The sequence below is a fragment of the Amycolatopsis mongoliensis genome (assembly GCF_030285665.1).
Classification (GTDB): domain Bacteria; phylum Actinomycetota; class Actinomycetes; order Mycobacteriales; family Pseudonocardiaceae; genus Amycolatopsis; species Amycolatopsis mongoliensis.
Map to the genome: position 1 here is coordinate 4,681,063 of NZ_CP127295.1, position 22,774 is coordinate 4,703,836.

General features: G+C 72.9%; 28 protein-coding genes and 1 pseudogene. 9 read left to right on the top strand and 20 right to left on the bottom strand.

The features are described from left to right. Window positions 1-251: 251 nt before the first annotated feature. The 7 genes from QRX60_RS22850 to QRX60_RS22880 form a co-directional block, all read right to left on the bottom strand. The gene (locus QRX60_RS22850) at window positions 252-2,234 is read right to left on the bottom strand and encodes an APC family permease (protein ID WP_286002805.1); all 1,983 of its coding nucleotides are present in this window, start codon (window positions 2,232-2,234) and stop codon (window positions 252-254) included. A 72-nt stretch (window positions 2,235-2,306) separates the two neighbouring features. Then, entirely contained in the window at window positions 2,307-3,107 is an 801-nt protein-coding gene (locus QRX60_RS22855; protein ID WP_286002806.1) for a MerR family transcriptional regulator, read from the bottom strand. Window positions 3,108-3,140: 33 nt separating this feature from the next. Then, window positions 3,141-3,605: an SRPBCC family protein gene (locus QRX60_RS22860; protein ID WP_286002807.1), complete on the bottom strand. Its 465-nt coding sequence runs from the start codon at window positions 3,603-3,605 to the stop codon at window positions 3,141-3,143. Between the two features lie 365 nt (window positions 3,606-3,970). Then, window positions 3,971-4,261 carry a hypothetical protein gene (locus tag QRX60_RS22865; RefSeq protein ID WP_286002808.1) on the bottom strand — a complete coding sequence of 97 codons (291 nt, stop codon included), beginning with the start codon at window positions 4,259-4,261 and terminating at the stop codon, window positions 3,971-3,973. A gap of 67 nt (window positions 4,262-4,328) precedes the next feature. Then, a complete protein-coding gene (locus QRX60_RS22870) occupies window positions 4,329-4,766 on the bottom strand; it encodes an Hsp20/alpha crystallin family protein (RefSeq protein ID WP_286002809.1) in 438 nt (145 codons plus the stop codon). A 98-nt stretch (window positions 4,767-4,864) separates the two neighbouring features. Continuing rightward, window positions 4,865-5,650 carry a GAF and ANTAR domain-containing protein gene (locus QRX60_RS22875; protein ID WP_286002810.1) on the bottom strand — a complete coding sequence of 262 codons (786 nt, stop codon included), beginning with the start codon at window positions 5,648-5,650 and terminating at the stop codon, window positions 4,865-4,867. Continuing rightward, window positions 5,640-6,053 carry an STAS domain-containing protein gene (locus QRX60_RS22880; protein WP_286002811.1) on the bottom strand — a complete coding sequence of 138 codons (414 nt, stop codon included), beginning with the start codon at window positions 6,051-6,053 and terminating at the stop codon, window positions 5,640-5,642. The genes QRX60_RS22875 and QRX60_RS22880 overlap by 11 nt, the downstream gene beginning before the upstream one ends. 167 nt (window positions 6,054-6,220) lie before the next feature. On the opposite strand from QRX60_RS22880, the gene QRX60_RS22885 reads away from it, so the two are divergent. Then, window positions 6,221-6,982: a methyltransferase gene (locus QRX60_RS22885; protein ID WP_286002812.1), complete on the top strand. Its 762-nt coding sequence runs from the start codon at window positions 6,221-6,223 to the stop codon at window positions 6,980-6,982. On the opposite strand, the gene QRX60_RS22890 is transcribed toward QRX60_RS22885, so the two are convergent. Then, window positions 6,958-7,545 carry a TetR/AcrR family transcriptional regulator gene (locus QRX60_RS22890; protein ID WP_286002813.1) on the bottom strand — a complete coding sequence of 196 codons (588 nt, stop codon included), beginning with the start codon at window positions 7,543-7,545 and terminating at the stop codon, window positions 6,958-6,960. The two genes, QRX60_RS22885 and QRX60_RS22890, sit on opposite strands and share 25 nt — an antisense overlap. 119 nt (window positions 7,546-7,664) lie before the next feature. On the opposite strand from QRX60_RS22890, the gene QRX60_RS22895 reads away from it, so the two are divergent. Beyond that, window positions 7,665-8,558: an SDR family oxidoreductase gene (locus QRX60_RS22895; RefSeq protein WP_286002814.1), complete on the top strand. Its 894-nt coding sequence runs from the start codon at window positions 7,665-7,667 to the stop codon at window positions 8,556-8,558. A 222-nt stretch (window positions 8,559-8,780) separates the two neighbouring features. Here the strand turns inward: QRX60_RS22895 and QRX60_RS22900 are convergent, their stop codons facing one another. The 3 genes from QRX60_RS22900 to QRX60_RS22910 form a co-directional block, all read right to left on the bottom strand. Further along, the gene (locus QRX60_RS22900) at window positions 8,781-10,445 is read right to left on the bottom strand and encodes an alpha/beta hydrolase (protein WP_286002815.1); all 1,665 of its coding nucleotides are present in this window, start codon (window positions 10,443-10,445) and stop codon (window positions 8,781-8,783) included. Window positions 10,446-10,556: 111 nt separating this feature from the next. Continuing rightward, window positions 10,557-10,715 carry a hypothetical protein gene (locus QRX60_RS22905; RefSeq protein ID WP_286002816.1) on the bottom strand — a complete coding sequence of 53 codons (159 nt, stop codon included), beginning with the start codon at window positions 10,713-10,715 and terminating at the stop codon, window positions 10,557-10,559. 39 nt (window positions 10,716-10,754) lie between these two features. Beyond that, window positions 10,755-11,876, bottom strand: a complete 1,122-nt coding sequence (locus QRX60_RS22910; RefSeq protein ID WP_286002817.1) for a serine hydrolase domain-containing protein — start codon at window positions 11,874-11,876, stop codon at window positions 10,755-10,757. Between the two features lie 498 nt (window positions 11,877-12,374). Between QRX60_RS22910 and QRX60_RS22915 the strand changes: the two genes are divergently transcribed. Further along, complete coding sequence (locus QRX60_RS22915; protein ID WP_286002818.1) at window positions 12,375-13,331, top strand: zinc-binding dehydrogenase; 957 nt, start codon at window positions 12,375-12,377, stop codon at window positions 13,329-13,331. Between the two features lie 3 nt (window positions 13,332-13,334). On the opposite strand, the gene QRX60_RS22920 is transcribed toward QRX60_RS22915, so the two are convergent. From QRX60_RS22920 to QRX60_RS22935, 4 genes are all read right to left on the bottom strand, one after another. Beyond that, entirely contained in the window at window positions 13,335-14,267 is a 933-nt protein-coding gene (locus QRX60_RS22920) for a PDR/VanB family oxidoreductase (RefSeq protein ID WP_286002819.1), read from the bottom strand. Next, window positions 14,264-14,428 (bottom strand): hypothetical protein, encoded by a 165-nt coding sequence (locus QRX60_RS22925; protein WP_286002820.1) that lies wholly within the window; start codon window positions 14,426-14,428, stop codon window positions 14,264-14,266. Before QRX60_RS22925 ends, QRX60_RS22920 begins: the two co-directional genes overlap by 4 nt. After that, window positions 14,425-15,456, bottom strand: a complete 1,032-nt coding sequence (locus tag QRX60_RS22930; RefSeq protein ID WP_286002821.1) for an aromatic ring-hydroxylating dioxygenase subunit alpha — start codon at window positions 15,454-15,456, stop codon at window positions 14,425-14,427. Before QRX60_RS22930 ends, QRX60_RS22925 begins: the two co-directional genes overlap by 4 nt. Window positions 15,457-15,539: 83 nt before the next feature. Further along, window positions 15,540-16,298, bottom strand: a complete 759-nt coding sequence (locus QRX60_RS22935; protein ID WP_286002822.1) for an IclR family transcriptional regulator — start codon at window positions 16,296-16,298, stop codon at window positions 15,540-15,542. 14 nt (window positions 16,299-16,312) lie between these two features. Here QRX60_RS22935 and QRX60_RS22940 point away from each other — a divergent pair, with 14 nt between their 5' ends. Then, window positions 16,313-16,474 (top strand): hypothetical protein, encoded by a 162-nt coding sequence (locus QRX60_RS22940; protein ID WP_286002823.1) that lies wholly within the window; start codon window positions 16,313-16,315, stop codon window positions 16,472-16,474. Between the two features lie 12 nt (window positions 16,475-16,486). On the opposite strand, the gene QRX60_RS22945 is transcribed toward QRX60_RS22940, so the two are convergent. After that, window positions 16,487-17,152 (bottom strand): DUF4097 family beta strand repeat-containing protein, encoded by a 666-nt coding sequence (locus QRX60_RS22945; RefSeq protein WP_286002824.1) that lies wholly within the window; start codon window positions 17,150-17,152, stop codon window positions 16,487-16,489. 459 nt (window positions 17,153-17,611) lie between these two features. Between QRX60_RS22945 and QRX60_RS22950 the strand changes: the two genes are divergently transcribed. Both QRX60_RS22950 and QRX60_RS22955 read left to right on the top strand, forming a co-directional pair. Further along, window positions 17,612-18,178, top strand: a complete 567-nt coding sequence (locus QRX60_RS22950) for a hypothetical protein (protein WP_286002825.1) — start codon at window positions 17,612-17,614, stop codon at window positions 18,176-18,178. A gap of 258 nt (window positions 18,179-18,436) precedes the next feature. Then, entirely contained in the window at window positions 18,437-19,483 is a 1,047-nt protein-coding gene (locus QRX60_RS22955) for a DUF2235 domain-containing protein (RefSeq protein ID WP_286002826.1), read from the top strand. Window positions 19,484-19,493: 10 nt separating this feature from the next. Here the strand turns inward: QRX60_RS22955 and QRX60_RS22960 are convergent, their stop codons facing one another. The 3 genes and pseudogenes from QRX60_RS22960 to QRX60_RS22970 form a co-directional block, all read right to left on the bottom strand. Continuing rightward, window positions 19,494-19,778 (bottom strand): LysR substrate-binding domain-containing protein, encoded by a 285-nt coding sequence (locus QRX60_RS22960; protein WP_286003673.1) that lies wholly within the window; start codon window positions 19,776-19,778, stop codon window positions 19,494-19,496. Further along, window positions 19,676-20,161 (bottom strand): LysR substrate-binding domain-containing protein, encoded by a 486-nt coding sequence (locus QRX60_RS22965; RefSeq protein ID WP_286002827.1) that lies wholly within the window; start codon window positions 20,159-20,161, stop codon window positions 19,676-19,678. The genes QRX60_RS22960 and QRX60_RS22965 overlap by 103 nt, the downstream gene beginning before the upstream one ends. Window positions 20,162-20,221: 60 nt before the next feature. After that, window positions 20,222-20,347: pseudogene (locus tag QRX60_RS22970) on the bottom strand (LysR family transcriptional regulator); the annotation flags it as partial. A gap of 167 nt (window positions 20,348-20,514) precedes the next feature. Here QRX60_RS22970 and QRX60_RS22975 point away from each other — a divergent pair. Then, window positions 20,515-21,093 (top strand): dihydrofolate reductase family protein, encoded by a 579-nt coding sequence (locus QRX60_RS22975; protein WP_332845838.1) that lies wholly within the window; start codon window positions 20,515-20,517, stop codon window positions 21,091-21,093. Here the strand turns inward: QRX60_RS22975 and QRX60_RS22980 are convergent. Next, window positions 21,043-21,915, bottom strand: a complete 873-nt coding sequence (locus QRX60_RS22980) for an alpha/beta fold hydrolase (RefSeq protein ID WP_286002828.1) — start codon at window positions 21,913-21,915, stop codon at window positions 21,043-21,045. The two genes, QRX60_RS22975 and QRX60_RS22980, sit on opposite strands and share 51 nt — an antisense overlap. Before the next feature lie 98 nt (window positions 21,916-22,013). Between QRX60_RS22980 and QRX60_RS22985 the strand changes: the two genes are divergently transcribed. Together QRX60_RS22985 and QRX60_RS22990 are read left to right on the top strand one after the other, a co-directional pair. Next, window positions 22,014-22,394 (top strand): winged helix-turn-helix transcriptional regulator, encoded by a 381-nt coding sequence (locus QRX60_RS22985; RefSeq protein ID WP_286002829.1) that lies wholly within the window; start codon window positions 22,014-22,016, stop codon window positions 22,392-22,394. Window positions 22,395-22,464: 70 nt separating this feature from the next. Next, window positions 22,465-22,764: an EthD family reductase gene (locus QRX60_RS22990; protein ID WP_286002830.1), complete on the top strand. Its 300-nt coding sequence runs from the start codon at window positions 22,465-22,467 to the stop codon at window positions 22,762-22,764. The last annotated feature ends 10 nt before the right edge of the window (window positions 22,765-22,774 follow it).

Consider the following 22,774-nt stretch of genomic DNA (forward strand, 5'->3'; position numbering starts at 1 on the left):
GGCTGGCTACCCGTGCGGTCCGGGGATAAACGAGATGCCCCGGGCGCGCGTGTCCGGCGCGAACGCGGGTAGCCCCGGAGGCGGGCATGGGGGAAATGCCGGAACGCGGCAGCGTCGGGAGGGCCGGTTCGGCGGGGGCGGAAGTGTTCGCCAGGATCGGATTCGCGGCCGCGTCGACGAGGCGGAGCTGGGGCTCGCGCTGACTTCGGCCGTCGCCCGCGGCCGGGCCTCGGCCCGGCCGCGGGCGGCTCTCAGCCGCCTACGTGGATGCCCGGCCGGCGGGCCGGGTCCTTCTCCGCACTGCGGATGATCTCCCGCACCACCGGGGCCGTGTCGCCGCGGCCCAGGATCAGGTAGCGGAACAGGTGCCCGAGCGGATTCCCCTCGGACCACTCGAAGTGGCACTGCGGCCGGACGCCCGTCACATCGCGCAGGGCCAGCAGGATCGCGGCGATCGCGTTCGGCGCCGCGGGGCTGTCCGCCCGGAGGACGCGGTACCCGTCGATCTCGACGCCGCGCACCTTGAGCACGTTGGCGAACTCCGAGGGGTCCACGACGTCGATTTCGAGGAAGAGGATGTCGGCCGCGCCGGGCACCGGGTTCATCGAGCGCTGTTCGGCTTCCTTCGCCGAGTACTCGGCTTCGTCGCCGCCCTGCCGCTTGTTGGCGATGATGTGCAGGTTTCCGTCGTGCGCCAGCGAATGGGTGATGAACCGGCGCGCTTCCTCGTCGAACTCGATGCGCTCGGCGCGCAGCTCCGTCGTCCGCGAAACCCGCGAAACCAGGGAGACGACGATGATCCCGAGGATGAACAGGGCCGAGATGGCGATGCCGTCCGGCTTTTCGATGACGTTCTCGACGAGCGCGTACAGCAGCACCAGGGTCAGCACGACGAAGCCGGTCGCCGCGCCACGCTGGTGCCGCCGGATCGCCGAGATGCTCACGGCGACCGCGCCCGAGACCATCATCGCCAGGATTCCGGTCGCGTAGGCGCCGGCCTGTGCGTTGACGTCGGCGCCGAACGCCACGGTGATCAGGATGCTGATCACCGTGTAGACGATCACCACCGGCCGCACCGCGCGGCCCCACTCCGGCGCCATGCCGTAGGAGGGCAGGTACCGCGGGACGATGTTGATCAGCCCGGCCATCGCCGACGCGCCGGCGAACCAGAGGATCAGGACGCTGCTGATGTCGTAGGCGGTGCCGAAGATCTCGCCCAGCTCGTGGTGGGCGAGGTAGGCCATCGCCCGGCCGTTGGCCTCGCCGCCCTCCTGGAACGCGTCCGCCGGGATCAGCACGGTCGTGATGAAGCTCGTCGCGATCAGGAACACCGACATGATCAGCGCGGCGGCCGTCAGCAGCTTGCGCGTGTTGCGGATCCGGGATTCCAGCCGCTCTTCGGCGGTCTTCCCGTTCGCGGCGACCAGCGGCATCATGCTGACCCCGGTTTCGAACCCCGAGAGTCCCAGCACCAGCAACGGGAACGCGATCACGGCCGGCCCGAGGACGCCGGTGGACCCGCCGCCGCCCGCGGTCAGCGCGTCGGTCCAGCGGGAGAGGGCCGCGGAGTCGCCGAGCAGGTCGACCACGCCGACGACCGTGACCACGGCGTTGAGCAGCAGGAAAACGGCGACGAGCGGGATGGCGACGCCGACCGCCTCGCTGAAGCCCAGCAGGAACACCCCGCCGAGGATCAGCAGCAGCACGACGGTGATGAGCACGGCGTGGCCGTGCAGGAAGCCCGGCAGGTACGGGTTCTCCAGCATGTGCACGGTGGCGTCCGCCGACGACAGCGTGATCGTGACGATCCACGACGTGGCGACGAACCCCAGCAGGGTCAGGACGAAGAGCTTCCCGCGCCAGAACGGCAGCAGGTCCTCCAGCATCGCCACCGAGCCCTGTCCGTGCGGGCTTTCGCGGGCGACCCGGCGGTACATCGGCAGCATGCCGAGCAGCGTCAGCGCGACGATCAGCAGCGTCGCCAGCGGCGAGAGCGCCCCGGCGGCGAGCGCGGCGATCCCGGGCAGGTAGGAGAGGGTGGAGAAGTAGTCGACGCCCGTCAGGCACATGACCTTCCACCAGGCCTGCGGCGTGCCGTGGTCCTCGCCGCCCTGGCGGCCGACCGGGGCCACCCGGTGCTCCAGCAGCCAGCGGGCCAGCCCGTGGGCCGGCGGCTTCGGCGGTACCGGGCTGTCGACGCTCGCCGGCACGGTCACTTCGGGTGAAGCACTCATCTCGTCCCCTCGTCCCTGGACACAGCGGGTCCCAGGATGCCCGACCCCGGTGCGGCGCGCCGTCGCAGGTGGTCAGCCGGCGGTCAGCAGCGCGACGGCCTCGCCGAGCGTCGCCGGGCGTGCGGCGGGCCCGGTCCGGTGGGGCCAGCCCGGCCCGGCGAGGACGAGCCGGGGCACGCGGAGCCGGCGTGGGGGAGCTGCCGGGCGGCTGCTCCACAGGACGACCGCCTCGGCGTGCGTGCGGGCGACGGCGTCGCGCAGCGCGGTGTCCGGAATGGACCCGCCCAGGAACAGGGCGGCGCGGCTGTGTTCGGCCAGTGCCACGCGCAGCGCTTCCAGCGGCAGGGTGTGCCGTTCCCCGTCGGCGCAGGCCAGCAGCACCGGCGGGGCGGCGCTGCGCGGGGCGGGGATGCGGTGCAGGGCCGCGGCGACGGCCCACGAGAGCCCGTGCACGAGGTCGACGCAGCGGTCGGCGCCGGGGCCGCACAGGGCGGCCAAGGCGGGCCGGCAGAGGCGCTCCCAGGTGCTCACGACGTCGTGGTCGACGAGGTGCGCTTCCAGGAGAGCGGTCGCGGTGTCGATCTTCAGGTCGCGGACCGCGGTCAGCAGCGTCGCGACGTCGGTGCCGCCGGCGTGGAACGCGCGCGCGGCCGCGGTCTCCGCGCCGAGCCCCTGTTCGATCAGGTGCTTCATGCGGAGCAGGGCGTCGACGTCGGCGCGTCCGTAGCGGCGGTGGCTGCCGGTCTGCGGCGTCGACAGCGGGAGGCCGTAGCGCCGGTGCCACGCGCGGAGCGTGGACGGCGGGAGGCCGAGCATCCGGGCGACCGCCCCCGCCGTCCAGGTGACGGCGGGGGCGGTGACCGGCTGGTTCATCTCCCCATCATGGACCCGCCGGGTGCGGGCCGCTCAGTTTCCGGGCCGCTCGACATCGCCTCGCCACGCGCCGGTTTCGCGGCCGCCGCGCTCCTCGATGAAGGTCTTGAAGCGGCCCAGGTCGGCCTTGACCCGCCGGTCGAGGACGCCGAGCTTGTCGGCGACGTTCTCGACGAAGCCCTCCGGGTCGATGTCCAGCTGCGCGGTGACGCGCGTGTGCCGGTCGTCGAGGCGGTGGAACGTCACGACGCCGGCGTGGTCCGGGCCGGAGTCCGACTTCCACGCGACGCGTTCGTCGGGGTGCTGCTCGGTGATCGTGGCGTCGAACTCGCGGGTGGTGCCGCCGACGCTGATCTTCCAGCGCGTGTGCGTGTCGTCGAGCTGGCGGATTTCGTCGACGCCTTCCATGAAGTGCGGGAAGGATTCGAACTGGGTCCACTGGTGGTACGCGGTGCTGACATCGGTCTCGACGTCAACGGTCTCGGTCACGGTGCTCATCGTGGACGTCTCCTTCCTGGTGCGTTCCGGTCCCGGTTACCCGGCGAATCGATGGCAAAACGATGCGGGCCGCTTGAAGTCGGCGCCGGTGCTGCGGGACCGGGCCGGGGGCTCGTCGTCGACCTGGCGGGGTCGGGTTCTGCGGCTCGCCGGGTCTGCAGGTGCCGGCCGAGCTCGTCGCGGCGACGGCGGACGGCGGCGTGCCGCTCGCGGTGGTCACCGACCGGTAGCCGGTGCGGCTCAGCCGGCTGGACGAGGCGTTCGCCCCGCACCCGACGGTCGACGACGCCGGCGCCGGCGCCGGGATCCGGCGGCAGCCGGGGGTGTGAAGGACTCGCTCCACTGTGGACGGTCGTGGCGGGTGCTCAGGCCGCCGGGCCTGCGGCGGTTTCCGCGCGGGGGCGGCGGGCGGCGCCGGTGACCGCGGCGACCACGGCGTCCGCGTCGAGGGCCGGGTCCCACAGCGCGCAGCCGACGACGTGGGCGAGCCGGCGCCGCCGGTGCGGGCCGGAGTCGGTGAGCGCGACGTCGGTCGGGCGGCCGTTCTTGACCGCGTGGACCGCGCGGGTGACCAGGATCGCTTCCTGGCGGGTGGTGCCGAGTTCGGCGGCCGCGGCGAAGATCTTCTCCGCCGCGGCCTGGGCCGGGTCGTTCATCGCTTGCGTTCCTCGGAGGCGGCCCGCGGCGGGCCGGCCGGAGCCGGGCCGCCGCGGAACGGGCGCGTCAGGCCTTGATCTGCTTCCGGTCGGACTCCGCGCCGGCGATCTCGATGCGGCGCGGCTTGGCCTTTTCGGCGACCGGGATGCGCAGGGTCAGCACGCCGGCCTCGTAGTCGGCCGCGATGTGGTCGGTGTCCAGGGTGTCGCCGAGGAACAGCTGGCGCGAGAAGACGCCGAGGGGGCGCTCGGAGACCTGCATCTGCACGTCGTCACCGCCGGGACGGGGCCGTCGTTCGGCCTTGACGGTCAGGACGTTGCGCTCGAGGTCGAGCTCGATGGCGTCCTTGGTGACGCCGGGCAGGTCGAAGCAGACGACGAACTCGTCGCCGGCGCGGTAGGCGTCCATGGGCATCGCGGCCGGCTTGGACCAGGTTCCGGGGCTGCCGAAGACCTGCTGGGCGAAGCGGTCGAGCTCACGGAACGGGTCGGTGCGCATCAACATCGGTGTCCTCCTGTTCGACGATCGGGGCGTCAACACGCACCACTGTTCTAACATGTCGTCCGAACGATGACAAGAGGGAAGTCGTCGATGTGATGACGTCAGCCGGCGGGCAGGTCGATCTCGGCGTGCCGTTCGGCCAGGGTCCTGGCCAGCTCGGCCAGCTTGACGTTGAGGTCCTGGGAGGTGCGCCGCAGGACGTCGAACGCCTCCGCCGCCGAGACGCCCCGGCGGGCCATGATGATGCCCTTGGCCTGGCCGATCACGTCCCGGCCCTCGATCGCCCGGCGCAGGTGCGCGGCCTGCAGCTGGCTGCGCGTCACGGCGTCGGTGGCCGCGATGGCCAGTGACGCGTGGGTGGCCAGCAGCAACAGCACGTCGCGGTCGGCTTCGTCCAGTCCGCCGGGGGAGCGCGAGTAGACGTTGAGCGCGCCGACGGACCGGCCGGTCGGCGCGCCGGGGATGAGCGCGGTGGACAGGACGGCGCCCACCCCGAGTGCGGCCGCGGCCGGCCCCCACTGCGGCCAGCGGGGATCGCCGGCGAGGTTCGGCGCGATCGCCACGGCGGGGCCGGCCGGCTCGGCGGCCTCGACGCACGGCCCTTCCCGGAACCGGTACTGCAGCAGGTCCAGCTCGACGGCGACCTCGTCGGTCTCCGCGGGCGTGTGGAACTGCCCGTCGGCGTCGATCAGCGTGAAGCTGGCCAGGTCGGCGGAGGGAACCATGAGCGTGGTGGCCTCGAGGACGCGCTCCAGGACGTCTTCGACGGTGGGGGCGGTGAGCAGCCGGCCGGTCAGCCGGGCGAACTCCCCGGCCAGCGGGCCGGGCCGGGGGGCACCGGAGACGAAGTTCTCCTTGTCGTGCTGCCATTCCTGCTCACTGGTCATGGTGCTCCTCGGTGTGCACGGCGAGCCGGTCCTCCGCGTCGGCGAGCGTGCGGTGCAGCGGCAGCACGTCCTCGAGTCCCAGTGCTTCGACCGGGCGCAGCACCGCCCGACCGTCGGCGACGACGGCCACCGGGACCCCCGCCGCGCGGGCCGCGGCCGTCGCGTCCAGCACCACGCTCAACCCGCGGGCCGAGCAGAACGCGAGGTGGGTCAGGTCGATGACCAGCGCGCGCGGCGCGAGGTCGATTTCCTCGCCGAGCCGGGCCGCGAGACGGCCGGTGACCGCCAGGTCGAGCTCGCCCGAGACGGCCACGACCGTGCGCTCGGCCGTCGTGGTGATGGCGATCCGGGGCGGCGCTTCCAGCAGGAAGGCGACGCCTGGACGGGTGATGGTGTCGTGCATGGCGTCCTCACCTCGGTGAGGCGGGTCGAGCCCGCCGTCCCGGCCGGCGTGCTGCACGCTCGGCGAATGGGTTCCAGGGGGCGGCTGCTCTGCTCAACCGCAGCGAGGCCGACAGTACCCCGCGCGCCACCCCGAGTCACCACGCCTCGGCCGGTACCTTGCCCCGTGTGGGTGACGACACGTGGTCCGCGCTGGCCGGCCAGTTCGCCGACGACGCCTACGCGTCGGTGAAGGGCCGGGTGCGCACCTACGTGCTGCACCGGCAGCTGCTGGAGCACCTCCCGCCACCGCCGGCGACCGTGCTCGACGTCGGCGGCGGCGCGGGCCACCAGTCCTTTCCGCTGGCCCGGGCCGGTTACGACGTGACCTTGCTGGACTCGTCCCCCGCGATGCTGGACAAGGCGCGACAGCGGCTGGCTTCCGAGCGCGTGACGTTCGTGCAAGCCGACGGTGAGCACGCCGAGGAGGCCGTCGGCGGGCGGCGTTTCGACGCCGTCCTGTGCCACGGCGTCCTCGGGTACCTCGAGCGGCCGGAGCCGGTGATCGACCAGCTGTGCCGGTGCGCCACCGCCGGGGGCGTGGTCTCGATCATGGCGGGCAATGCCCACGCGATGGCGGTGCGCCCGGCCCTGGAGCAGCGGTGGGAGGACGCGCTGGCGGCGTTCGACTCCCGCAGCGAGATCGGCGTGCTGGGCGTTCCGACCCGCGCCGACACGGTGGAGGAGCTCGGCGAGCTGATCCGGCGCCGGGGCGTGGAACCCGTGCGGTGGTACGGGGTGTGGCTGTTCGTCGACTGGCTCGGGTTCGGCGGCGCCGAAGTGGACCCGGCCGACGCGGAACGCGTGGCGGCCGTCGAGTTCGAAGCCGGCCGGCGAGACCCCTACCGCCGGCTCAGCCGCGTCTTTCACCTCGTGGGGCGCAAGGCCTGAGCGGCTTCTTCGGCCAGCAGCAGCAGCTCGGCCAGCACGTCGGCCGCGATGTCAGCTAGTGACCTCTCCTCGCGCAGCCACCGCGTGAACGCGATCCCGAACACGGTGGCGCCCGACTCCGCCGCCAGCGTGGCCGCGAGTTCGTCGACGCCCCGGGCGCGCAGGGCGTCAGCGACTGTCGTGGCCAGGGTGGTCAGCTTGTGCTGCTCCCGTTCCTGCAGCGCGGGGTTGCGGTCGATGACGGACTGCCGGGTGCGGGAGTGCGGGCGGCGCTCGTCCGGGAAGAACGACGCCGCCGACGCCAGTGCGGAGGCGACGATCTCGAGCGGTGACGCTTCCGGCGGGGCGGCGTCGATGCCGTCGAGGAACGCCTGGACCAGCAGCTCCTGACCCTGGAAGAGCACCTCGCGCTTGTCGCTGAAGTGGCGGAAGAAGGTGCGTTCGGTCAGGCCGACGGCCTGCGCGATCTCCGCGGCGGTCGTCTGCTCGTACCCGCGGGTGGCGAACAGCTCGAGCGCGGCCCTCTGCAGCCGCTCCGCGGTCCCCGGTTCCCAGCGCACCATGCTCCCGACTCTAGTGATGGCAGCGACTGACATAAAGGCGTAGGGTGCGTATGTCAGCGACTGACGTCGGTCACTGACATCGGTCTTGGCAGCACAGATCTCTCGAAGGAGTTCACGCCATGCGCGTATTCGTCACCGGAGCCTCCGGCTGGATCGGCACCGCCGTCGTCGGCGAGCTGCTCGCCGCCGGCCACGAGGTCACCGGGCTGGCCAGGTCGGCCGCGTCCGCCGCGAAGCTCGAGGCGAAGGGTGTCGAGGTCCGGCGCGGCGACCTCGACGACCTCGACGGCATCCGCGCCGGCGCCGAGGCGGCCGAAGCGGTCATCCACCTGGCGAACAAGCACGACTTCGCCGACCAGGCGGCGTCGAACGCGGCCGAGCGGGCCGCCGTCCAGACCATCGGCGACGCGCTCGCGGGCAGCGGCCGCCCGTTCCTGCTGGCGTCGGGGGTCGCCGGCCTGACGCAGGGCCGGCCGGCCACCGAAGCCGACGCGTCCCCGTTCCACGGCCCGGACTCGCCGCGCGGGGGCACCGAGAACCTCGCGCTCGAGTTCGTCGGCCGCGGCGTCCACTCGGTGAGCCTGCGGTTCTCGCCGACCGTGCACGGCACCGGCGACCACGGGTTCATCGCGCACCTGTCGGCGATCGCCCGGGAGAAGGGCGTGTCCGGCTACCCCGGCGACGGCACGAACCGCTGGGCCGCGGTGCACGTGACCGACGCGGCGCGCATGGTCGTCCTGGGCCTCGAGAAGGCGCCGGCGGGCAGCCGCCTGCACGCGGTCGCCGAGGAGGGCGTGCCGACGCGCGAGATCGCGGAGGCGATCGGCCGCGCGTTCGACCTGCCGGTCGCGTCGGTCCCGGCGGGTGACGTCCAGGACCACTTCGGCTGGATCGGCATGTTCTTCGCGATGGACTTGGCGGCGACGAGCACCGGCACGCGCGAACTCCTCGGCTGGACCCCGACCGGGCGGACGCTGATCGAGGACCTCGACACGGGCGCGTACTCGAGCTAGCCGTTCCCCGCCCCGCCCCGCCCCGCCCCGCCCCGCCCCGCCCCGGCTCGGCATGGCCGGGCTCGGCCCGACTCGGCTTGGCCGGTTCGGCCCGGCTCGGCATGGCCGGGCTCGGCTCGGCCCGAGCGCCCCAATGTGGCGTTCGGTGCGTGGGACGCACCCAATGTGGCGTTCGGTGCGTGGGACGCACCCAACGCCACATTGGGGCGCTCCGCACCTCCGCTAGCCGCGGTTGACCGCGCTGATCTCGTCCTGGAGCCGTTGCCGCACGGACGAAAGCGCGTCCCGCGGCTCGGGCTCCGGCGCCGGCTGCGCGGTCGCGTCGCCCGCCGGGCCCGGTACCGGGAAGACCTGCTTCTCCCCGGGCAGCGGGACCCCGGGGCAGATGGTGGCGGCGGGCCGGGCGGCGCCGAGGAAGTAGCCGCTCACCAGTTCGTCCACACAGGAATTGCCGCTGACCGCGTACTGGCCGTGGAACGGCGAATCCGCGACCGAAACCATCGGGATCCCGGCCGCCCGCGCGGCCGACTCGGCCTGTTCGTAACCGGTCTGCGGGTCGAACTCGCCCTGGACGACGAGCACGTTCTTCGCCGCGGCCGGGGACAGCCGGGGCAGCGGGTGCCGGGGCGGGTCGGACCAGTAGCCGCACGGCTCGCTGAGCCCGTACGCCCAGCCGAACAGCGGGTACTGCGGACCCTGGAGGTCGCTGAGCAGCTTGTACCAGGTGGCCGCGCGTGTCGGCTGGTCGCCGCACGCCACGGCCAGGCGGGTGCCGCCCACGTCGGCGTAGTCGGGCTCGGGCGGGGCCACGTCCGCGGCCGTCAGCTGCGCCGCCGGGCGGCCGAACGCCGTGCGCGCGACGCGGTCGAGGTCGGCGGGCGAAGGCGGGGCCGTGCCGTCGAGCGCGGCCAGGCCCTTGGTCAGGATCAGCGCGCCGACCAGCCACTGCTTCGTGCTGCCGTTGCCGACGAAGACGTGGTCGAAGACGTCCGGCGACACGCCCTGGGTCCGGAAGTAGGCGCGGACCCGCTCCCGGTTCTGCTTGACCTCCGCGGCCGTCTTGCCCAGCTGGTCCGGGAACCGGCGGGCCAGCCACGGCGCGTAGACGCGGTCGAACTGGCGCTGGTCGATCTTCGGGAACGCCTCGAAGGCGGACTGCAGCCGGCCTTCGAAGTCGACGCTGGAGTCGAGGACGATCCGGCCCGCGTGCTCGGGGAAGAGCGACGCGTACTTCGCGCCGAGCCAGGTGCCGTAGGAGTAGCCGAGGTAGTTCAGCTTCCCGTCGCCCAGCAGCGCGCGGATCAGGTCCATGTCGTGCGCGGTCTGCCAGGTGGTGACGAAGGGCGCGAGCGCGTCGCTCTGGCAGGCCTCGGCCACCGCGCGCGGCGTCCGCTGGTGCAGCGCGATGCTGGCGGCCGACCGGTCACGTGCGTCGAGGAGGTCCTCGACCGGGAGCCGCCCGGTCGGCACCCGGCAGACGAAGCCCGCGTCGTCGCCGCCCTCCTGGCCGGTGCCGCGCGGGTCCATCCCGATGAAGTCGAAGTGCTCGTTCACCGCCGGTTCCAGGCCGGCCAGCGCGCCGGCGAGCGAGGTGCCCTGGCCGCCGGGCCCGCCCGGGTTCACCAGGATCGCGCCCCGCCGCTCGCCGGCCGCCGCGGCGCGGCTGATCGCCACCTTCAGGTCCTTGCCGGCGGCCGGCGCGGCCCAGTCCCGCGGGACGGTGATCCGTGCGCACTGGCCTTTGCCGCCCTTGAAGGGGCAGGCGCCCCAGGCGACCTGCTGGGTCAGGTAGGGCGCGAGCGGATCGGGCGTGGTCGCGGCGGCGGGCGCCGTGGCCACCACCAGGACCGAGACGGCCACCGCCAACCCCGCTCGCGACGTCCGCACCGCAGCTTCCTCCCTCGGTCCCCGGCAACCCGGGAACACCCAAGCACGGCGGGACGGGCGCGGGCAGCCCGGAGACCACCGTTCGCGCCGCGAATTCCCTCGATCCGGTGATCAGCTCGGCGGCTCGGGCACACCGGCGTCCTCGTCGGCGTCCTGGTTGCCGGGCTCCTCGCGCTCGACCTCGGGGACGTCGACGTCGAGGTCGACCTCCGGGGTCCCGGGCGGGCGGGGCGCGTCGGGGGTGAGGGGTCCGTGCTCGGTTTCGGTCATGGGGGGCGGTTACCCCGGAACCGGCGGCTCAAGCGGACGTCACCGGCAGAACGCCGTGTCCACAGTGGACAGCACTGCGGTCGCCGCCTTCTCCCCGTCGCCGAAGGTCCCCGGCAGCGCGGTGACCGCGAGCCCGACCGAACGGCCGTCTTCGGTGGCGCCGCCGCGGGTTTCGTAGCCGTCGATGTCGCCGCCGTGGCCCCAGTAGGCGCCGCCGCAGCTCAGCGGGACGCGGAACAGGCCGAGGCCGTACTGCCACCCCGGGAACAGCGGCGCGTCGACGGTCTTGCGCATTTCGGCCAGCTGCGCGGGCGGCAGCAGCTTGCCGCCGAGCAGCGCACGCGAAAGCTGCGCGAGGTCGCTCGGTGTCGAGATCAGCTGGCCGGCCGCCCCGCCCCACGACGGATCCATCTCGGTCGCGTCGACGACCTCGGTGCCCGTGCTGTTCGCGAGCGCGTAGCCGTGCGGGTGCGGCCCCTGGATCGTCTCGTCGCCCGGCTGCGGCCAGTACGTGTCGCGCAGGCCCGCCTTCGCGATCACCCGCCGGGTGATCTGCTCCTGCACCGGACGCCCCGTCACGTGCTCGATCAGCAGGCCGGCCAGCAGGTAGTTGGTGTTGCTGTACTCCCACCTGGTGCCGGGCGCGAACTTCGCCGGATGGGCCAGCGCGGCGGCGAGCAGGTCGTGCGGCTGGAAGAACTTGTGCTGGACGTCCTCGAAGTTCTCCACGCCGATGTATTCGGTGTAGTTCGGCAGGCCGCTGGTGTGCTGCAGCAGCTGCCGGACGGTGATGGCGTTGCCGTCGATGCCGTCCCCGCGCACCAGCCCGGGCAGGTACCTCTCGATCGGCGCGTCCAGCTCGACCTTGCCCTCGGCCACCAGCTGGAGGACGACGACCGCGGTGAAGGTCTTCGTGTTGCTGCCCGCCCGGACCCGGCCGTCGCGCGGGACCGGGACGCGGCGGTCGAGCCGCGCCGACCCGGCGACCAGCGACGTGCCGGTGCCGTCCCGGCCCACCCAGGCCAGTGCCGCCGGGAACCGCTCCTGGCTCACCAGCGCGTCGAGGCCTTCCTGCACGGGCGACTTCGGGTTCGCGGCCGCCGCCGTGGTCAGGCCGCCCAGCAGCCCGGCCACCGTCAAGATCACTGCACCCTTGCGCATCAGAACTCCTTCATGTCCGGATCGATACCCGGAATGGTTCCCGGAGCTGGCGCGAAGATCAGTAGCGCGGGCTACCGGATCGCGGGTAGCGCTGGCGCTACCGGGCAAGGTCCCGGCCCGCGCGGAAACGGACCGCCGTCGTGAGTGATGCTTCCCGCCGCGCGCCGAGGCGGGCACGGTCCGCGCACACCCGGGCGCAGGTGCTCGCGGCGGCGGCCGGGCTCTTCGCCGAGCGGGTCGGATGACCAAGGGCGCGTGTACTTCCACTTCCGCGACAAGCACGACATGGCCGCCGAGGTCGTGCACGAGCTGGACGACCGCTGGCGGGCGCTGGTGGGGCGGGCGCGCCGCGGGCCTCCCGCCCCTGGGCACCGTCCGGTTGCTGCTCGAGCTCCGCGAAGGACTCGACCCAGGTCAGTGCGCTCCTCTTCCCGTCGATCGCGCGCTGAGGCCGGAAAGTACGTTGCCGAAGGTGTTTTTCCGTGCCACGGTGGCGCCGTGAGCACGACTATGCGCGCGGCGGTCTGTGTCGGAGCGGGTGGCCCGGAGGTCCTGGAGGTCCGTGAGCTGCCGGTGCCGGCGGTCCGGGAGTCCTGGAGCCTGGTCCGGGTGCGGGGCGCGGGCCTGAACCGGTCGGAGCTGCGGACCCGGCAGGGCCATTCGCCGGACGTGCGGTTCCCGCGGGTGCTCGGGATCGAATGCGTGGGTGTCGTGGCCGAGTCGACCGATCCCGCGCTGCCGGAGGGGACGACCGTCGCGGCGGTGATGGGCGAGATGGGGCGCGAGTTCGACGGCGGCTACGCGGAGTACGCGTTGCTGCCGAACGCGCTGCTGATGCCGATCAAGACGACGTTGCCGTGGGAAGTCCTGGCCGCGCTGCCCGAGACGTACCTGACGGCCCAGGGCGCGCTGGACGCACTGGGCCTCGAGCCGGGAACGCGGCTGCTGATCCGCGGCGGGACGTCCTCGGTCGGGCTGGCGGCGGCGTCGATCGCCGCGGGCCACGGCGTCGAGATCGCTTCGACGACCCGCCGGCCGGACAAGGCCGGCGCGCTGACCGCAGCGGGCGTCACCCACGTCGTCCTCGACTCCGGCCCCCTGGAGCTGCCGTGGGTGCCCGACTTCGTCTTGGACCTCGTCGGCGCGCGCACGGCGGTGGACTCGCTGAGCCTGGTCCGCCGCGGCGGCACCGTCTGCGTGGCGGGGTCGCTGAGCGGGTGGTCGATCGCGGACTTCCAGCCGGTGGCGATGATCCCGTCCGGCACGCGGCTGACGGCCTTCCACAGCAAGGACATGACGGGCCGCGCGGACGTGCTGCAGCGGATCGTCGGCGAGGTCGAGGCGGGGGTCCACCGGCCGCACATCGACCGGGTCTTCGGCCTGGACGAGATCGTGGCCGCCCACCGGTACATGGAGGACGACCAGGCCAGCGGGAAGCTGGTCGTGGTGCCCTGATCTTCAGAGGTCGAGCACGAGCCGGGGTGAGCACGAACGCGAGACGCAGATCATCATCACCTCGCCTTCGCGCCGTTCCGCCGCGGTCAGCACCGAGTCGCGGTGGTCCGGCGTGCCGCCCAGCACGCCGGTTTCGCACGTGCCGCACGTGCCTTCCCGGCACGAAGACAGCACGGGGACACCCGACTCCTCGACGACGTCGAGGATCGACCGGTCCGCCGGAACCGCCAGGACGCGGCCCGACCCGGCGAGCTCGACCTCGAACGCGGTCCCCGGGCCGTCGTCCGGCACCGGGGCGAACCGCTCGACACGCAGGGCGTCCTCGGGCCAGCCGGCGCAGTGCTGCTCCACCGCCGCGAGCAGCGGTTCCGGGCCGCAGCAGTACACCGCGGTGTCCGGTCGCGGCTCGGCCAGCAGCGCGGGCAGGTCGAGCAGCCCGTGTTCGTCCTGCGGCCGGATCGTCACGCGGCCCTCGTGGCGTCGAAGGTCGGCGGTGAAGGCCATCGAGGAGCGCGTCCGGCCGCCGTAGACGAGCTCCCACTCGCGGCCCGCCTCGGCGACCCGGCCGATCATCGGCAGGATCGGCGTGATGCCGATGCCGCCCGCGACGAACAGGTAGCGTTTCGCGTCGACGAGCGCGAAGTGGTTGCGCGGCCCGTCCAGGAGAACGCGGTGCCCGGCACCGAGTTCGTCGTGCACGTACGCCGATCCGCCCCGGCCGCCGGGTTCGCGGAGGACCGCGACCTGGTACGCCGACGTATCGCCGGGCCTGCCGCACAGCGAGTACTGCCGGACGACGTCGCCGGGCAGCAGCAGGTCGACGTGCGCACCCGGTTCCCAGGCCGGGAGCGGCCGCCCGTCCGGCGCCCGCAGCGTCAGCCGGACGACACCGTCGGCGATCTCTTCCTTGTCCGCCACCACCAGTTCGAGCGTCATGCTTCGTGCCCCTCGGGATGCGCCAGGAGCCATTCCCACAGCAGCACCGGGTCGTCGAACTCGCGCTCGGCCGAGCAGTGGCAGACCGCGCGCAGCCGGTCCGTGCCGGGCACCCAGTGGATCCGGTGGACGCGGTCGCCGGTCAGCATCGGCCGGGTCACGGCGTGACCAGCCGCTGCAGCAGCCGGCGGGCGGCGAGGCCGCCGGTGTCGATGTTGATCGACAGCTCCTGGTAGCCGTCCGGTTCGGCGGCGATCACCCGCTCGAGGACGTCGAGCGCTTCGACGTCCTGCAGGACGACCGTGCGGTTGTTCTCCGCGAGGAAGGCCGAAACGCCGTCGTCGTCGAGCGCGAAGTCCCGGGCCACCGCCCAGAAGTCGTGCGTCGAGTGCTCGGTCTCGGGCGTGATCGCGTAGACGACCTCGACGTGGAAGGCGTCCGGGTCGCTGCCGTCCGGGTTCGGCACGGACCCGACCGGCGCGATGCGGCTGTGCAGCTTGTACAGGCACGGCGGCGTGTACTCGATGTCCTGCCAGCGCGTGATGCGGCCCTGGAGGCCGGTGGACTTGGCGTAGAAGGGCGGGCACGCCGCGTCGGCCATGTGCCGGGACACGGAGACGATCCCGGCCTCGTCGTCGACCTCGGTCGTGATCGGCGTTTCCGCGACCTCCGGCGTGCCGATGTAGCCGCCGTGCAGGTAGGTCTCGTGCGACAGGTCCAGCAGGTTGTCGACCAGCAGGGAGTACCGCGCCTTCAGCGGTTCCATCCCGGCGACCGTCGTGTACCCGGGCGAGTCGAGGTAGGGCGCGCGCGGGATCTTCGCGGTGTCCGCCTTTTCCGGGTCGCCGATGAACACCCAGACGAAGGAGTCCTGTTCCGCCAGCGGATACCGGTGCAGCCGCGCGGTCCGCGGCACCCGGGGCTGGCCGGGCACGGACACGCACTTTCCGTCGGCGCCGTAGGTGAAGCCGTGGTAGCCGCAGACGACCTGGTCGTCGACGAGCCGGGACGGCGCCTGCGACAGCGGGAACCGGCGGTGCACGCAGCGGTCGGCCATCGCGGTGACGCCGCCGTCGCGGGTCCGCCAGAACAGGATCGGCTCGCCGCAAATGGTGCGGCTGAACAGGTCCTGGCCGATCTCGGAGCCGTACGCGGCGACGTACCACTGGTCGCGGGGGATGGCGCTCATCGGTTTCGTCCTCTCGTGGCGGGGCTCACAGCGTGCGGGACCGCCCCGGCGCCCACGAAGGGCGTTTCCATAAGATGGAAAGATCAGCCGAGTGCGCGCGAGATCGCGCGGGCGCTGGTCATGACCAGCGGGGCCAGCGCGTGCGGCGCAGCGCTGCCGTAGCGCACCACGAGCGACACGGCGGCGACGACCTGGCCGCGCGCGTCCTGGATCGGCGCGCCGACGGACAGGCTGTCGAGGGTCACCTGGCGCTCGCTGATGGAGAAGCCGTGGGTGCGCACGTCGGCCAGCATGTGCCGCAGGCGGTCCGGATCGGTGACGGTCTCGGGGGTGTACCGCTCGATCGGGTTGCGGAGAACGTCCTCCTGCACGTCGGCGGGCGCGTGGGCGAGCAGGACGAGCCCGACCCCGGTCGCGGTGAGCGCGAACCGCCCGCCGACGCGCGTCAGCACGGGAACGGCCCCGGTCCCGGCGATCCGCTCGATGTAGACGACCTCGGCGCCTTCGCGGACGGCGAGCTGCACGTTCTCGCGGGTGATCTGGGAGAGGTCTTCGAGGAACGGCAGGGCGCGCTCACGCAGCCCCAGCCCGCGCGGCGCGAGCGCCCCGAGCTCCCACAGCCGCAGCCCCACGCGGTAGGTGCCCGACTCGTCCCGCTCGAGCGCACCCCACTCGCAGAACTCCCGCAGCACGCGGTGCGCGGTGGCGGCGGGCATCCCGGCCCGGCGCGCGATCTCGCTCAGTCTCAAGGCGGGCCGGTCGGGGGTGAAAGCACCGAGCACCCGCAACGCCCGCCCGAGAACGGGCCCGGTGGCCCCCGGAACCCGACCTCGACCTGGCATGACCACCGAGCATAGTGAACCGTCGGGAGAACACCGCATCGTCGTGCCCGGCGTATCCCTTGACGACGTCGCCGGCGGGCGCGCCGGCTTCCGCGCAGCAGAAGGTGGCGGCGGACGGCCCGGCCGAGCCGGCGGCGTCGGCCGGGTTCGTCCGCTTCGGCGCCGGGTCCCGCTGACACCACCGGCCTTCAGAGGCTGCGGGCGACGATGTCGCCCTGGGAGGTGGTGGCCCGGATGGTGAGCTCGGGGGTGCCGTTGTTCTTGAGGGTGTTGTCGATGCGGCCGTAGGTCGTGCCCGCGTCGAGGGACGCGGAGACGCCGGGGGCCGCGCCGACCGTGATGCTGCCGGACTGGGTCGTCAGCGTGACCGTGCCGCCGGCGGCCTCGCCGATGTGGATGTCGCCGCGGGCGGTGCTGATGTCGGCCGGGCCGTCGAGGCGGGCGATGTGGACGTCGCCGTCGGTCGCGCTCAGGTGGACGCCGGCGGCTTCGGCGAGCTTGATGTGGCGGTAGGCGCCGGTGAAGCTCACGTCGCCGAGGCGGCCGGTGCTCTCGAGTTCGCTGCCGGCAGTGGTGGCGTCGACGCGGGAGCCGGTGGGCAGCGCGACGGTGACCTCGATGGAGCCCGACGGGCCGAAGTACTGGTTCCTGCCCTGCGGGGTGTGGATCCGCAGGACGCCGTCGGTGCAGGTGACGGTGGTCTGCTCGGCGGCCTTGACGTCGCGGCTCTTGCCCGGGTCGGCGGGGCGGACCTCGACGGTGGTGTCGGCGCGGTCGGCGGCGAGCAGCCGGACGCGTCCGGCGGGGAAGTCGAGGGTGGCGGTGATCGGGGCGGGGGTGGCGAAGGTCTGCATCGTGTTCTCCTGGTTCGTGGTCCCCGTCGGTGGGGACGAGAACCACTGTCGCCGCCCCGGCTGACACCCGGCGGCCACCGCGCTGACACGGCGGCTGACACGGCGGGGAGGTGACGCGGGAATCACGGGTGATCACGTGCCGACATTCGGCGGTAACCGCGGTCGTGCATTCGGTTCAACGGCGGCGTGGGAACATTTCTTCGGATCTGTCACAGTAGTTCTGAATGGACAGTTCTTTTGCGACAGTCCGAACGCGATCAAGCTCGATAAACATGCTACAGTGGGAAAAATCCGCGCCCGGGCGCGTGCCGCAAACGAGCCGGCTCCGAATCGGATACGGCGAGACGTCATGTCGATCAGTTGAGATTGCTCACGATGGTTTTTTTCACCCATCGTGTTTCTCGGCGCTGTTTTGGTGGATCCCTGGAGCGTCCCATTCCTCATCGGAAGGAGCTCACCATGAGAGTCCGGAAAACCGGCATCGCGGCGGTCGTCGCGATCCTCGTGACCGCGATGGTCGCCCTCTTCACCGGCGCGGGCCCCGCGTCCGCCGCCCCGGCCCCGGCCCCGGCGGCCTCGGCCATCCCGGCGCTGTCCACGCCGATCACCGGCACGTTCACCGACGCGTCGGGCGGCACCGGCACGGCGGTCGGCACCTTCACCCCGACGGACTTCGTCGCGGACGGCAGCACCCTGCTGGCCAACGGCGTCGCCGACGTGACCCTGACCGACTCCGCGGGCCGGCAGGTCGGCACCGAGTCCCGCGCGGTGACCGTGCCGGCCGCCGTCGCGGCGGCGTCGTGCCAGATCCTCGACCTGGTGCTCGGGCCGCTCGACCTCAACCTGCTCGGCCTGGTCGTGCACCTCGACCGCGTCCACCTGAACATCACGGCGCAGTCCGGCCCCGGCAACCTGCTCGGCAACCTGCTGTGCGCGATCGCCGGCCTGCTCGACCCGGGCCCGCTGACCAACCTGCAGGCCCTGGTCACCCTGCTGAACCAGATTCTCGCCCTCCTCCGCGGCTGACCCTCACCCGCGCGATGACGGACCGGTTCACCCTTCGGGTGGGCCGGTCCGTCGGCGGCAGGGGAGATCGTCGTGCGGTCCTGGCGAGACAGCGCTTTCAGCGCCTCCGACCGGCTTGTCGACCGCGCGAACACTGCCCGCCTCCGCACTGTTCCGCGCCCGCCGGAGGATCACCGGAAGCCGGCCGATCCCGAAAGCGCGTTCCCGGCGTAACGGGCGACCGTCCGGACGCGACTCACGCGTGTCCGGGGAGGCGCGATGAAGAAACGCTTGGTGATCTGCTGCGACGGGACCTGGAACTCGCTCAAGCAGCCGGTTCCGACGAATGTCGCCCGGGTGTGGGACGTCGTGCCGGGCGAGGCCGCGGACGGCGTGCGCCAGCTGACCTGCTACCACGAAGGGGTCGGCGCCGGCCTGCCCTGGCTGGGGCACCTCGCCGGCGGAGCGTTCGGCTGGGGGCTGTCGGCCAACGTGCGGAAGGCCTACGAGTTCGTCGTCGAGAACTACGTGCCCGGGGACGAGCTGTTCTTCTTCGGGTTCAGCCGCGGCGCCTACACCGCGCGCAGCACCGTCGGCTTCATCCGCAACTGCGGCGTCCTGCGTCCCGAGCACGCCGGCCGGATCGGCGAGGCGTACCGGCTCTACCGGAACCGCGACGAGGCGACCGGGCCGGACAGCCCGGACGCCGTCCGGTTCCGCGAGGAGCACGCCCACGAAGACGTGACGCCCATCCGGTTCCTCGGCGTGTGGGACACGGTGGGCGCCCTGGGCATCCCGCTGAGCGGTGGCCGGTGGCTGCACCGGCTCAACCGGCGCTGGCAGTTCCACGACATGACGCTGTCCTCGACCGTGCAGTCGGCCTTCCAGGCGCTGGCGGTGGACGAGCACCGGAAGTCCTACGTCCCGGCCGTGTGGAAGCCGTCACGGAAACCCGCGGAGCAGAACCAGGAACGGGAGCAGGTCTGGTTCGCCGGAGCCCATTCCGACGTCGGGGGCGGGTACCGGGAGCACGCCCTGTCGGACATCGCCCTGCGCTGGCTGGCGAGCCGGGCCGAGAGGTGTGGCCTCGCCTTCGACCCGGGCGCGTTCGGCGGCCCGGCCGGTGCGAACGCGGAGGGGACGCTGCACGACTCCCTCAACGGGTTCTTCCGGCTGTTCGGCTCGGCCGACCGCCCGATCGGCGAGAAGGACGCGCCGTCGGAGTCGCTGGCGTCCAGCGTGCTCGACCGGCACCGGGCCATGGTGTACTCGCCCGCGAACCTCGTGACCTACCTCGAAGGCAGCCCCAAGATCACCACGGTCTGAGCCGTCCGCTTCAAGGTCGCCCCGGCACGGAGGCCGCGGCTTCGGCGAGCGCGGCGAGCAGTGCGGTGGTGGCGGGCGGGTCGGGCGGTTCGCCGTAGGTCGCCGCGTAGATGTGCTGGTGCGACCCGGGCAGCTCGCTCGCCACGATGCCTTCGGCGCGGTGGGCGCGCAGGGCCAGCCCGGGGCTGGTGGTCACGCCCAGCCCGGCGACGACCAGCGCCTGCAGGACGACCATGTCGTCGGAGGTGTAGCCGATCCGGGGTTCGAACCCCGCCGCGGCGCACAGCGACAGCAGGTGGACGCGGCACCGGTCGCAGCCGCGATCCAGGTGGCGTCGCGCAGGGTGGACAGCAGGTACAGCGGATCGTCGAGCAGGTGGTGCAGGCGGACGTCCGGCGGTTCGGGCTCGGTGTCGTCGTAGCGGAAGATGATCGCGACGTCGATCTTGCCGGTGCGCAGCAGTTCCAGTGCCTCGGGCGGTTCGGTGTCGGTCAGGCCGATCTGCAGGCCGGGATGCCTGCCGGTCAGCGCGGCCACCGCCCGCGGGATGAGCGAGCCGATCACGGACGAGAAGCTGGCCACGCGCACCCGCCCGGCGCTCAGCCCGACGTGGGCGGACAGTTCGGCGTCGGCGGCGTCGAGCCGCCCGAGGATCTCGGCCGCCCGGGCCGCCAGCAACTGCCCGGCGGGCGTGAGCCGGATCCCGCGCCCGGCCCGCTGCAGCAGCTGCGCGCCGGTCTCGGCCTCGAGCCGGGCGAGGTGGTGGCTGACCGTCGGCTGCGTGTAGTGCAGCTCCTTCGCCGCCGCGGTGACCGAGCCGGACCGCGCGAGCGCGTCGATGACACGGAGCCTGGTGACGTCCAGCGTGCATCGACTCTATCTATGGAAAGGCAACAGCATTGGCATTGGACGGATGAGCCGATCCGCTGCACGCTCGGTGGCACGACCACGACCCCCCGCACGAGGAGCAGAAACCATGACACTCGTCCGCGTCCACAACTTCGCCGTTTCCCTCGACGGTTTCGGCACCGGTGAAGGGCGAAGCGCCGACGCCCACTTCGGTCACGCCGGGGACCCGGCTGCACGAATGGATGTTCACCACCCGGTGGTGGCAGGCCGGCGGCAGCGGCGGCATCGACGACGCCTTCATCCGGCAGCACGACCCGGGGATCGGCGCCGAGATCATGGGCGCCGGCAAGTTCGGCCACCCCGGCTGGCACGAGGACCCGGACTGGCAGGGGGCGTGGGGCCCGAACCCGCCGTTCCACACGCCGGTCTTCGTCCTCACCCACCACCCGCGCCCGCCGATCGAAATGGCGGGCGGCACGACCTTCCACTTCCTCGACGCGTCACCGGCCGAGGCGCTCGACGTCGCCCGCGAAGCCGCGCAGGGCAAGGACATCCGCCTCGGCGGCGGCGCCACGACGATCCGCGAGTTCCTCGCGGCCGGGCTCGTCGACCACCTGCACGTCGTGATCGTCCCGATCGTGCTCGGCCGGGGCGTGCGCCTCTGGGACGGGCTGGAGGGGCTCGAGAAGGACTACCAGGTCGAGGCGGCTTCATCGCCGAGCGGCGTCACGCACGTGACCTTCACCCGCACGGCCGGCTGACCGGGAGCTGCCGGACCTCAGCAGCGGCACCAGGGCGTCCGGGCGGTCCAGCGGGATCAGGTGGCGGCAGTCGTCGAGGACGTGGGATTCGAGGACGTCGGTCACCGGGCGCAGCTGGCGGGCGAGGGCGTCGCCGACCGGGTGCGCGCCGATCGCCACGGTGGGCACCGTGAGCCGGGCGGCCGACACCGCCTCCGCGATCTGCCGCGCGCTCTCGGGCATCGCGCGGTAGTGGGCGAACGCGCACCGCAACGCGTCGCGGCCGGTGTAGGCGGCGACGAACCGGGCCCGGAGCTCGGGAGGCACGCCCCTGCGGGTGCCGGCGTCGAGGAACCAGCCGATGTAGTCCTCCTCGTGCCCGGCCAGCACCGTCTCGGCGAGGCCGGGGACGGCGTGGAACCCGAACCACCACGGCGGGCCGCCGGCGAGGAAGTCTTCGGCGCCGGGGAGGCGGCCGAGCAAGGACTCCATCAGGACGAGCCGGTGGACCCGCTCGGGCCGGCGCAGCGCGAGCAGGAAGGCGGGCGGGGCTCCCGCGTCGATGCCGGCGACCGTCGCCGCCGGTTCGCCGAGGGCGTCGAGGAGGGCTTCGGCGTCGTCGGCGAGGGTCCCGGCGTCGTAGCCGCCGTCGGCGCGGGTGGTCGCGCCGAGGCCGCGCAGGTCGGGGGCGATGACGCGGTGGTGCGGGGTCAGGTGCGGGATGACCGCGGACCAGAGGCGCCAGGTGTGCGGGAAGCCGTGCAGCAGCAGGAGAGCGGGGCCGTCGCCGCCGATCGCGACGGTGATGTCGATGCCGTTCGCGGTGATCCGGTGCTCGCGCACGATGCCTCCAGGTCGGTTACGATTGGTTAGTAGCTAACGGTAGGTAACTCCCGTGGCCCGGCCAAGACGGCACTTCCCCGACAGGTGGTGAGCTCCAGGTGACCCCCTCGCCGAAGGGTGCGCGCGGCGACCTCTTCGACCCCGCGTGCCCGACCCGCCGGCTGCTGGACCGGATCGGCACGAAGTGGACGTCGATGGCGGTCAAGGTGCTGGCCGACGCCGACCCGGACGAGGTGCGCTTCGCGGAGCTGCAGCGGCGGATGCCGGGGGTGTCCCAGAAGATGTTGTCCGTGACGCTGCAGAGCCTCACGCGCGACGGCCTGGTGGCGCGCCGGGTCGAGCCGACGGTGCCGCCGAAGGTCCACTACCGCCTGACCGACCTGGGGCGCTCGCTCGAGGTGCCGCTGGCCGCCCTGCGGTCCTGGGCGGAGGAGAACATGCCGGTGATCGACCGGGCCGCCGGCGTCGCCCGCGAGTGAAGGCGCCAGCGGCGGCGGGTCCCCCGCGAGGTGTGCCAGGCTGGGGAAGACCGCCGCCGAAAGGAACCCCATGCACCGGCTCACCGTGCTCTACCCGCCGCCCGCCGACGAGGCCCACTTCCGGGACTACTACGTCCGCACGCACCTGCCGCTGGCGGCGAAGCTGCCGGGGCTCCTGCAGTCGCAGTACTCCTTCGACGTGGCCTCGCTCGCCGGGGACCGCAAGTACTTCGCCGTTTTCCACGCCGACTTCGAGTCGGCCGAGACCATGGCGGCGGCGCTGGGCTCCGAGGCGGGCAAGGCCGTGGCCGCGGATGTGCCGAACTACGCGAGCGGCGGGGTGGAGATGATCCACTACCCGCTCAGCTGACCGGGTCCCG